Here is a 10,152-nt window from a genome sequence, read left to right on the forward strand (position 1 = left end):
GCTCGCCGACCTCGCGGCCGATCCCGGCGCGTCGCTCGCCCTGCCGGCGACGAGCCGCGCCTGGCTGCGCGACGCCCTGGACGGCGGCGCGGCGGCGCCCTTGAGCCTGCGCGACCGCGAGGGCCGCGCCCACGTCCTCAGCTTCATCGGCCGGACCGGCGACGAGATCCTGCTGCGCCTCTCGCGGGACGACACCGCCGCGGGCCTGGACCGCCTGCGCGATCGGCTTCGCGTCACCGGCCGCGAGGCGGAGGTGCTGCTCTGGCTCTCGCGCGGCAAGTCGAGCCGCGACATCGGCGAGATCCTGGGGCTGAGCCCGCGCACGGTGACGAAGCACCTGGAGGGCATCTACGCCAAGCTCGGCGTCGAGAACCGCACCGCCGCCTCGGTGATCGCGGCGCGGCACCTGCAGGATCTGGGGTGAGCGACACGGCGGCGACGTGAGACATTCGACGCAGCATCACCGCTTCGAGGTGGCCGCCCGTCCCCGAACGCAAAGGAACAAGGCCACCTCCGTGAGCGCCCGCGCCTGCGCCGCGGGATCGGGTCGGCCGTGCCGCGGGCGCGCCGCGTCGCGGGGCCGCCTCACCGCTGCCGCCGGCGGGATGTGGACGAACAGCACCGGGCAGGGCTCGGCCAGGGCGCGGAAGTAGCTGGCGTTGCAGAGGTAGCGCCCGGCATCGCGCGAGCGCCCCGCCGCCAGCCCGTGCCGGCGCATGATCGCCAGGGCCTGGGGCGCGACGAAGGCACGGCGGGCCGGCGGTCCGTCCGGATCGAGGGTGAGGTGGGCGGACGGGCGCCCCGACGCATCGGGGTAGAACCGGCTCGCCCGGTTGCAGGCCCGCGCCTCCACGCGGATGCGCTTGGCCCGCGAGGCGACGCCGAGCATCAGCACCGCCGCGGGCGCCTGCGCCAGCGTCGGCACGAGCTGCGTGCCGATCGCGTCGTAGGTGGTGTCCAGCACCCGCACCCGCAGGGCGCGACCGAGGGCCGACCTGAGGCGGCTCGACCTTTCGAGGCGGCGCGCCAGCGCCGCGCTCGGGTTGCGCGGCATGCCGGGAAACGGGCCGAACCCGGTGATCAGAAGAACCGGCGATCCGCTGGAAGCTACCAGGCTCAAAGCCCGATCAGCTCGGCGATGGCGGCCGCGCCCGCGGCCGGCGAGGCTTCGCCCTGCGCGACGCGGCCTTCCGCCTCCGCCGTCTGCTTGCGCACCTCCGGCGTGCCGACGAGGCGCTGGTGCAGGCGCTCGTGGACGAGCGCCCACATCCACTTCACGTCCTGCTCGCGGCGCTTCCTCGCGATCTCGCCGGTGGCGGTGAGCTTCTGGCGGTGGTCGACGACGCGGTCCCACATCGCGTCGAGGCGCAGGTTGTGGAAGCCCGAGATGGTGACCACCGGCGGCGTCCAGGTGGCGGAGGCCGGCGTCAGGATGTGGAGCGCCGCGCGGTACTCGCCGGCCGCGGCGTTGGCGCGCCGCTCCGCCTCGCCGTCGTCGGCCTTGTTGACCGCGATCATGTCGGCGAGCTCGAGGATGCCCTTCTTGATGCCCTGCAGCTCGTCGCCGGCACCCGGCAGCATCAGCACCAGGAAGAAGTCGGTCAGGTCCGCCACCGCCGTCTCGGACTGGCCGACGCCCACCGTCTCGACCAGGATCACGTCGAACCCGGCCGCCTCGCACAGCAGCATGGTCTCGCGGGTCTTGGCCGCGACGCCGCCGAGCGTACCCGACGAGGGCGACGGACGGATGAAGGCGTTGGGATCGAGGGCGAGGCGCGCCATCCGGGTCTTGTCGCCGAGGATCGAGCCGCCGGTGCGCGTCGAGGACGGGTCGACCGCGAGCACCGCCACCTTGTGGCCGGCGGCCGTCAGGTTGGCGCCGAGCGCGTCGATCGTCGTCGACTTGCCGACCCCGGGCACCCCGGTAATGCCGACGCGGATCGCCTGCCCGGTCTGCGGCAGAACCGCGTCGATCAGGTCCCGCGCCAGCGCCCGGTGATCGGCGCGCTTCGACTCGGCGAGGGTGATGGCGCGGGCGAGCGCGGCCCGGTCGCCGGCGAGCAGCCGCGTGCGGAGCGCATCGATGTCGAGGGAAGGAGGCGTCATCCGCCCTTCATGCCGGGGCGGGCGGCGTTCGTCGAGGGGCACGGACCGGGTCGGCCCGCGCCGATCGCGATCCCGGCATCAGCGCCGCCGGTGCCGGACAGGACGGAGGCGGCGGTGGCCAGGCCGATCGCGCGACGCGCCGGTGACGACCTGGCGATCGAAAGGATTTCGCGCTGTGAACACGGCGGGTCCTTTTCCAATCGTGAGGCATCCCTCTGCCCTTCCGACCGCCGTATGCCGCCGCCGTTCAGGAGGAGGCTCCTGGCCGCCGCGCCGGATGCCCGCAATCCACCGGACGAACGGTCACGCTTACGCCCTGCCATGGTCATGATCCTGCGGCACAGGCTAGGTCTCGGAGCCGGACACATCGCCGTCTCCCCTCGTGCCGGACAGACCCGAGATCATGCTGCGCCAGCCTCCGACCCGCCGCGCCTTCGTCCGCCTCGGTGCCCTCGGGGGGGCCGCCGTGCTGGCGCCGTCCCTCGGGGGCTGCGTCACGGACAGCCTCTCGACCGGGACGGTCGCGCTGCCCGAGAGGCAGTCGGCCCTCGACGTGATGCCGGTCCTGCTCGTCGCCACCACGCGCAAGCCCGTCGGCAGCCCGCCCAAGCCCCCCTACTTCAACGCCGAGCGCGGACGCGGCCTGAGCTTCGCCGAGGTGCGGCTGTCCCCGCCCGACCGGTCGCTGCTCGGCAAGGTCTCGTCGGTGATCTCCGGCGACTGGACCATCGGCGCGGTGCCGAAGGTCGAGACCGGCCCCGGCGCGGCCAACGCCTTCGCGGAGGCCGCCCTCGGCCGCGACGTGCTGATCTACGTCCACGGCTACCGCGAATCGTTCGAGTCGGCCGCCGTCAGCGCGGCCCGGCTCTCGGACGGCATCCGCTTCCGCGGCGTGTCCGGCCTGTTCACTTGGCCGTCGGCCGCCGCGACCTTCGATTACGGCTACGACCGCGAGAGCGCGCTGTGGTCGCGCGACGCGTTCGAGGACCTGCTGAAGGCCCTCGCGGCGACCCAGAGCGCGGGCAGGATCAACATCGTCGCCCACTCGATGGGCACGCTGCTGACGCTGGAGACCCTGCGGATGCTGCGCGCCGAGGCCGGCGACGCGGCGATGAATCGGATCGGTGCCGTGGTGCTCGCCGCCCCCGACATCGACATCGACCTGTTCACGGGCAGCGTCGCCAAGCTCGGCGCGGACGTGCACAAGATCACGGTGATCTCGTCGACCAACGACCGCGCGCTCGAGCTCTCCGGCGCCATCGCCGGCGGCGTCGTGCGCGCCGGCGCCGCCGACCGCGACCGCCTGGAGGCGCTGGGCGTGCGCGTCGCCGACGCCTCGGATTACGGCGGCGGCCTGATCAACCACGACCTGTTCCTCTCGAACCCCGAGGTGCAGGGCGTGGTCAAGCGCGCGATCTCGCGCGGCGGCAGCGGGGCCTGAGCCCGGATCGTGATCCGGCCCCCGCGACCGCGGGGCGGCGGGCGTCCGCAGGGCCTCATCGGTCCCGACCCATACGACCAAGAATGAACGCTCCTCACCCCATCCGGGTCGTCATGGTCTGCGGCGGCAGCGGCTCCTCCGGCTCCTCGGCGGCCTCCGCGTCGAGGTGGTCGATCACCGCGACGGCGTCGGCCCAGACCCGGAAGCCGACCAGCGGGTTCGGGCCGAACGTGTGGGTCAGCGGCACGTCGGCGGCGTCGCGCCCGTAGGCGACCATCACCCGGCCGATGCGCGGCGCGTTGTTGCGCGGGTCGAACACGTGCCAGCGCCCGCCGAGATAGACCTCCATCCAGGCGCAGAAATCGCCGGCCGGGTGCGGCTCGGGCTCGCCGATGAAGCTGATGTAGCCGGTGCAGTACCGGGTCGGCAGGTTCAGCGCCCGGCAGAACGCCACCGCGAGATGGGTGAAGTCGCGGCAGACCCCGCGCCCGCCCTGGTAGGCGTCGAGCGCGGTGCGGTCGCGGTGGGCGAACTCGTAGCCGAAGGCGAGGTGGGCGTGGACGAAGTCGCACACCGCCTGCACCCGGGCCCAGCCGGGCGGCACGTCGCCGAACAGCCGCCAGGCCTCCTCGGCGAGCAGGTCGGATTCGCAGTAGCGGCTCGGCAGCAGGAACAGCAGGGTCTCGGCCGGCAGGTCCTCGACGCGGTGCTGCTCGGCGTCCCGCTCGGCGGGATCGGGCAACCCGTCGTCGGCGACGACCCCGTCGGTGCCGATGGTGAACGCGCCGGCCGGCGCGATCAGGCGGCCGCACAGGTTGCCGAAGCTGTCCCGGTACGTCTCGACCGGCACCTCGGGATGGGTGACGATCGCATCGGGGGCCTCGAGGGCGTCGGCGCAGGAGGGATGCAGGTTGAGCATCACCACCATCGGCACGGGATAGGGGAAGGCGTAGCGCATCTCGCAGCCGAGCCTGATCCGCATCCGGGATGATCCTTCTTTCCTGGGCCGGCGCCGGCCACGCCATGCCGTCGCCGGGTCCAAGCAGGAGGCGGACCGCGGAGGGCTCGGACGGCGCGATAATTCGGGGTTGGCGGGTGTACCGTTCCCCCCTACAGCATCCCCGCGACCGGATTGAGAGCGGTGCGCGGAAGTTCCAAAGCTTTCTTGCGGCGCAGGCGCGAACGGCCCGGATGCGGGGCCTTCCGCAACCACGGTAACCAGAGGGAAGTCAGCGATGTTCACGCTCGAGATCGAGGGCAAAGCCGTGGCGGTCATCAACGGCGACGAGGAGACCGCGCGCGACCTCTTCACCTGCGACGGCTTCAAGGAAGACATCCAGAAGATGACGAGCGACGGCGCGCCGCTCTGGAACGGCACCTCGGAGCTCAAGATCCGCGCCGCCAGCGAGGACGAGATCGAGATCTTCGAGGACGCGCTGGCGGAGGACGACGGCGAGGGCGACTTCGAGGACGATCCGCGTCACGCCGCCGCCAACGACGCCACCACCGAAGAGGGCGAGGACGACGAGGACGAAGCCGACATCGTCTTCCTCCTCGACATCGACGAGGCCGACGCCCTCGATTCGTGACGGGTTCGGGCGCGCTGGCCCGCCGGGCACCGGGCTGCCGGGCCCACTGAACGCTCCGGCGCCCAGCTTCACGTCCCCCCTCCCCCCTCCGCGGGGGGAGGGAGAGCGCTTCGGGCGCAGCGTTCCCTAGGCCGAGAGCCACTCCGTCACGCCCGCCGCGGAACGGAAATCCTCCAGCGCCCGCACCCGCGCGTCGGGGAGCGCCGCGGCGGCCATCGTCGCGAGCGCGTGGCCGGGGCCGAGCTCGAGCACGGTGGTGGCGCCGTATTCCCGGCAGGCGTCGAGGCAGGCCGCCCAATCGATCGTGGTGGCGATCTGGCGCGCCAGCTTGTCGAGCCCGGCCGCGGCATCGAACACGGTGCTGCCGTCGAGCCCGCTGACCAGACGGGGCGCCGTGCGCGCCGGCTTGTCAGGAAGAGCCTCGCGCAGGGTTTTGCGGAAGCGGGCGGCGGCGTCCGCGAGGAGCGGGGTGTGCGACGGCGTCCGCACCGGAAGCAGCACCGCGCGCTGCGCGCCGGCCGCGAGGGCGTCGCGGCGGACGGCCCCCAATCCGCCGACCGCTCCGCCGATCACGACGCTGTCGGGCGCGTTCCGGATCGCGAGGTGGCAGCCCTGCGCGGTCGCCATCGCCGCGACCCGCGCCTGCGGCAGGCCGCGGATGCCGGCGAGGCCGTACCCCGAGCCGGAGGCCGCATCCATCGCCTCGGCTCGGGCCGCGGCGAGCGCCAGCACGGTCTCGGCCGAGAAGCGTCCGGCGCAGCCCCAGGCGGCCAAGTCGCCGATGCTGTAGCCGGCGACGATCCGGCGGCCGGGCGCCGCCTCCGAGACGAGGGTCCAGGCGGCGAGCGCCGCGACGCAGCACAGGATCTGCCCGGTGCGGTTCTCGTTCAGGGCCTCGCCGCCGGCGCGTGCGAGGTCGCGCGGGTCGGCCCCGAGCAGCGGCCGCGCCGCCGTGAACACAGCCTGCGCCGCCGGCAGGTCGGCGGTGAGATCGAACATTCCGGGATGCTGGGCGCCCTGCCCCGAGCAGAGGATCGCCAGCGTCATGGGCGCGGCGCCTCGATCGCGTCCACGAACAGCGTCATCGCCAGCAGGTCGGCCGCGCCGCCGGGGCTGAGGTTGCGCGCGACGAAGGCGCGGTGGAGGTCCTCCGCCGCGGCGCGCCAATCCGACCGGCCGACGCCGCCGGCCGTGATGAAGCCGGCGGCGGCGTCGCGGGCGAAGGCGTAGCCGGCCTCGCCGCCGCGATGCAGCAGGTTCGTGTCCTCCAAAGTGGCGATGAGCGCGAGGCAGGCCTCGACACGCGCCGCCTCCGGATCGTCCGGCCGCAGGCGCCGGCCGCGGTCGAGGGCCGGTAGGCCGACCCCGTAGAGGTGGGGGAAGCCGGAGGCCGCCTCGTGCGGCGCGCCGCCGACCCCGTGGCGGCGCCGGGCCTCGGCTCCGGGGGCGCGCAGCAGGACCGGGCCGTCGAGGATGGCGTCGCCGTAGCGTTGGCGGATCCGGACGCCGAGCCCTCCGGCGGGGATCGTCTCGCCGGTGAACGACCCGGCGGCCGCGCAGAGCAGCCCGAGGCCGAAGATCGCGCCGCGATGGGTGTTCACGCCCCCGGTCGCCGCGCGCATCGCCGCCTCGGCCGCGATGCCGATGCGGCGCAGCGCCGGCATCGTCGCCTCCTGGGCGCCGGCGGCCGCGAGGTCGGCGAGGTAGGGCTCGATCGCCGCCGTGCTCGCCGCGAAGGTGGCGGCGTCCATGTCGGCATGGCTGCCGCTGTCGACGCGGCTGACGAGGCCGGGCTTGGGGTAGGTGTCGAGCTCGAGCCGCAACGCGGTTGCCGCCACGGCCGCGAGGCGCCTGGCGCGCTCGGCGTCCCGCAGAGGCAGGCTCGGTCTCTTGGATCGTGCGGCTGTCGTCATGGCCTCTCGGCTTAGGGGACGGGGAAGGAGCGCCATCGGCTGGTGCCGCCCTCTATCGCCGCCGCGCCCGAATCCGGCAACCGCCACCGGCGCGACGGAAGATGCCGATGAACCTTGGCCCCGTCCGGTCGTTGCCGGTCCGATCCCCGCCCGCGTTCGGAGTAGCCCGCGATGCCCGATCTGAACAAAACCGCCGACGCCAAATTGCCCGTCGATCCCAAGAAGTCCGTCGACGCGAAGTCGATCGTCGACGCCCTCGTCAAGGCGCGCGGCGGCGCCCTGGCCGGCGCGGCCCTGGGCGGCCTCGCGCTGATCGGCGGCCTCGCCTTCCGGGCGCTGCGCGGCGGCAAGCCGGACGAGGCCCAGACGGCGGCGTTCCAGGACGTGCCGGAGGACGAGGCGCGCCTGATGCTGCGCGCGATGGTGGCGGCGACCGTGGCCGACGGCCTGGTCGACGCGGCCGAGCGGCGCCGGCTCGACGAGGCCGTCGCGGCGGCCGGCATCGATCGCGACGGGCGCGCCTGGCTCGAGCGCGAGCTCGCCAACCCGGCCGAGATCGACGAGATCGCCGACGCGGTCGACGATTCCGACGCCGCCGCCCGGATCTACGCCGCCGCGGCCCTGGCGATCGACCTCGACACGATGCAGGAGCGCCAGTTCCTCAAGATGCTGGCCGAGGCGCTCGACGTGCCGGCCGAGGCCGCGGCCCGCGTCGAGCGTGAACTCTCGGCCTGATCGTCGCGCCGCCGCACCTTCCGGTTGATGCCGGCGGGCGCGGCGGTGCTAGGTTCCGGCTGCGGCGCCACGGAAGACGGCGCCGCGGGGAACCGGGAACCGCATGTCCGATGACAACACGACGCCGCCGCGGCGGCGTCTCGCCGCCAGCGCCCTGATCGGGAGCCTGCTCGCCCTGCCCGCCGCGGCGGCCGAGCCCGCAGGGCCGCTGACGATCGCCCGGCAGGGCAGCTTCTTCGTCGGCGGCCGCAGCGTCGCCTCCGACACCCTCTCGACGCTGCCGGCCTACGCGCCCTCGGGCACGATCAGCGTCGACCAGGTCTACGTGCGCTACCAGATCCCGGTGGAGGCCAAGCGCCCGGCGATCGTCTTGATCCACGGCTGCTGCCTCACGGGCAAGACCTGGGAGACGACGCCGGACGGGCGCATGGGCTGGGACGAGTTCTTCGTCCGCGCCGGGTTCCCGATCTACGTGATCGACCAGGCCGGTCGCGGCCGCTCGGCGGTGGACCCGTCCAGGATCAACGCGGTGAAGACCGGCCAGGCGGCGCCCGAGACGCTGCCGCCGGTGGTGTCGGCCGGCCAGGAGCCGGCCTGGGCGATCTTCCGCTTCGGCCCGAAATATCCGGAGGTGTTTCCCGGGATGCAGTTCCCCCTGGAGGCGCAGGCCGAGTTCTGGAAGCAGATGGTCGCCGACTGGGCCGCGACCCTGCCGACCCCGAACCCGACCGTACCGGCCCTGTCCGAGCTGGCCAAGACGATCGAGAAAACCGGGCTCGACGGCGCGATCCTGATCAGCCACTCGCAATCGGGCATCTACCCGTTCCAGACCGCCGCGCTCGATCGCGCCGGCATCCGCGGCCTCGTGGCGATCGAGCCGGCCGCCTGCCCCGATCCCGCCAAGGACGACCTGGCACCCTACAGGGACCTGCCGATCCTCGTGCTATGGGGCGACTACGTCGAGCGCGTGCCGCGCTGGGCCCCGCGGCTGAAACTCTGCCGCGCCTTCGTCGAGGCCGCCAACAAGGCCGGCGGCAAGGCGAAGCTGGTCCTGCTGCCCGACGTCGGCATGGCGGGCAACTCGCACATGCTGATGCAGGACAGGAACAGCCTCGACGTGGCCGCATGGCTGGCCGCCTGGCTCGACGCGCACGTGCCGCCGCGCCCGTGACGGCGGGCCGGCTCCGTCAGCCGGCCGCCTCGTCCTTCAAGGCCTGCAGCCCCTCGCGATAGGTCGGGAAGGCGAGGTCGACGCCGAGTTCCGCGCGGATCAGGCGGTTCCGCACGCGCTTGTTCTCGCCGTAGAAGCTGCGTGCCATCGGCGAGAGGTCGGCGGTCTCGAAGTCGACCTCCGGCGGGAGGGGCAGGCCGGTGAGCGCCGCGGCGTATTCCGTGACGGTCTGGGGTGGCGCCGGCTCGTCGTCGGTGACGTTGTAGACCGCGCCGTTGCGCGGCCGGTCGAGCGAGGCGAGCAGCGTCGCGGCGATGTCGTCGATGTGGATGCGGTTGAAGACCTGCCCCGCCTTGACGATGCGCTGGGATCGGCCGTCGCGCAGCTTCACGATCGGGTTGCGGCCCGGGCCGTAGATGCCCGACAGCCGAAACACCTGCACCGCCTTGCCGGTCTCGGCGCCGAGCGCCCGCCACGCGTTCTCGACGGCCAGCCGCCCTTGCGAGCGCGCGCTCTTCGGCGTCGCCGGCGCGGTCTCGTCGATCCAGGCGCCGCCCTGGTCGCCGTAGACGCCGATCGTCGAGAGGTAGCCGATCCAGCCGATCCGGCTCCGGGCGATGTCGTCGCGGAACCGCCGCAGCACCGGGTCGCCGTCGCGGTCGGGCGGGACCGAGACGAGCAGCGCGTCGGCCGCCGCGAGGTCGGCGGGGATGCGCGGGTCGTCGGCCTCGGGGCCGAAGGCCCTCATCGACAGTCCGGTCTCCGCTTCGATCGCGCGGGCCTTGTCCGGCTCGGTCACCGTCGCGACGATCTGGGGAAACCGGCCGCGCGCGCATTCCGAGAAACGCCGGGCCGAGAAGCCGAGGCCGAAGACGAACAGGGTCATGATGGCATCTCCGCGGGCGGGTCGAGCGCGGCACGCCACTCGGCCCGAACGTCCGGATCGGTCTCGCCGAGCCCGTGGCGTTCGTAAAGGGGACGGCAGGCCGCGGCGCCGAGAAGCCTGCCGCAGGCCCAGACCGCCATGCCCCGCACGATCGCGGCCGGGTCCGCGAGGTTCTGCACGGCGGAGGACGCCAGCGCCGGGTCTCCCGAGTTGCCGACGGCGATGAGGACGTTGCGCAGGAAGCGGTCGCGGCCGGTGCGCTTCACCGGCGTCCCGGCGAAGCGCCTGCGGAAGGCGGCGTCGTCGAGGGC

General features: G+C 73.7%; 12 protein-coding genes and 1 pseudogene. 5 read left to right on the forward strand and 8 right to left on the reverse strand.

Going from position 1 to position 10,152, the window contains the following annotated elements:
* On the forward strand, positions 1 to 424 hold a 424-nt coding region (locus FV230_RS18200), incomplete at its 5' end, for a helix-turn-helix transcriptional regulator (RefSeq protein ID WP_147843397.1).
* Between the two features lie 36 nt (positions 425 to 460).
* Here the strand turns inward: FV230_RS18200 and FV230_RS18205 are convergent.
* The 3 genes from FV230_RS18205 to FV230_RS18215 are packed head-to-tail and all read right to left on the reverse strand — an operon-like array spanning position 461 to position 2,306.
* On the reverse strand, positions 461 to 1,120 hold the full coding sequence (locus FV230_RS18205) for a peptidase C15 (RefSeq protein WP_246694910.1): 660 nt from the start codon (positions 1,118 to 1,120) through the stop codon (positions 461 to 463).
* A complete protein-coding gene (gene meaB, locus FV230_RS18210) occupies positions 1,117 to 2,106 on the reverse strand; it encodes a methylmalonyl Co-A mutase-associated GTPase MeaB (RefSeq protein WP_147843398.1) in 990 nt (329 codons plus the stop codon). Before meaB ends, FV230_RS18205 begins: the two co-directional genes overlap by 4 nt.
* Complete coding sequence (locus FV230_RS18215; protein WP_147843399.1) at positions 2,103 to 2,306, reverse strand: hypothetical protein; 204 nt, start codon at positions 2,304 to 2,306, stop codon at positions 2,103 to 2,105. Before FV230_RS18215 ends, meaB begins: the two co-directional genes overlap by 4 nt.
* 203 nt (positions 2,307 to 2,509) lie before the next feature.
* On the opposite strand from FV230_RS18215, the gene FV230_RS18220 reads away from it, so the two are divergent.
* Positions 2,510 to 3,547: an alpha/beta hydrolase gene (locus FV230_RS18220; protein WP_147728879.1), complete on the forward strand. Its 1,038-nt coding sequence runs from the start codon at positions 2,510 to 2,512 to the stop codon at positions 3,545 to 3,547.
* 94 nt (positions 3,548 to 3,641) lie between these two features.
* Here the strand turns inward: FV230_RS18220 and FV230_RS18225 are convergent, their stop codons facing one another.
* Positions 3,642 to 4,529, reverse strand: coding sequence for a transglutaminase family protein (locus FV230_RS18225; protein WP_147843400.1), 888 nt, complete (start codon positions 4,527 to 4,529; stop codon positions 3,642 to 3,644).
* Between the two features lie 253 nt (positions 4,530 to 4,782).
* Between FV230_RS18225 and FV230_RS18230 the strand changes: the two genes are divergently transcribed.
* A complete protein-coding gene (locus FV230_RS18230) occupies positions 4,783 to 5,136 on the forward strand; it encodes a hypothetical protein (protein WP_147728881.1) in 354 nt (117 codons plus the stop codon).
* Between the two features lie 126 nt (positions 5,137 to 5,262).
* Here FV230_RS18230 and FV230_RS18235 read toward each other — a convergent pair whose 3' ends face one another.
* Entirely contained in the window at positions 5,263 to 6,183 is a 921-nt protein-coding gene (locus FV230_RS18235) for an acyltransferase domain-containing protein (RefSeq protein ID WP_147843401.1), read from the reverse strand.
* A complete protein-coding gene (mdcB, locus tag FV230_RS18240) occupies positions 6,180 to 7,049 on the reverse strand; it encodes a triphosphoribosyl-dephospho-CoA synthase MdcB (protein ID WP_147843402.1) in 870 nt (289 codons plus the stop codon). Before mdcB ends, FV230_RS18235 begins: the two co-directional genes overlap by 4 nt.
* 171 nt (positions 7,050 to 7,220) lie before the next feature.
* Between mdcB and FV230_RS18245 the strand changes: the two genes are divergently transcribed.
* A complete protein-coding gene (locus FV230_RS18245; protein ID WP_147843403.1) occupies positions 7,221 to 7,784 on the forward strand; it encodes a DUF533 domain-containing protein in 564 nt (187 codons plus the stop codon).
* A 103-nt stretch (positions 7,785 to 7,887) separates the two neighbouring features.
* On the forward strand, positions 7,888 to 8,955 hold the full coding sequence (locus tag FV230_RS18250; protein WP_147843404.1) for an esterase: 1,068 nt from the start codon (positions 7,888 to 7,890) through the stop codon (positions 8,953 to 8,955).
* 16 nt (positions 8,956 to 8,971) lie between these two features.
* Here FV230_RS18250 and FV230_RS18255 read toward each other — a convergent pair whose 3' ends face one another.
* Together FV230_RS18255 and FV230_RS18260 are read right to left on the reverse strand one after the other, a co-directional pair.
* Positions 8,972 to 9,841 carry an SDR family oxidoreductase gene (locus FV230_RS18255; RefSeq protein WP_147843405.1) on the reverse strand — a complete coding sequence of 290 codons (870 nt, stop codon included), beginning with the start codon at positions 9,839 to 9,841 and terminating at the stop codon, positions 8,972 to 8,974.
* Positions 9,838 to 10,152, reverse strand: a pseudogene (locus tag FV230_RS18260) (tRNA epoxyqueuosine(34) reductase QueG); the annotation flags it as partial. The gene FV230_RS18255 and the pseudogene FV230_RS18260, both read right to left, overlap by 4 nt.

Origin of the sequence: Methylobacterium sp. WL6, assembly GCF_008040095.1 — a bacterium.
Taxonomy (GTDB): domain Bacteria; phylum Pseudomonadota; class Alphaproteobacteria; order Rhizobiales; family Beijerinckiaceae; genus Methylobacterium.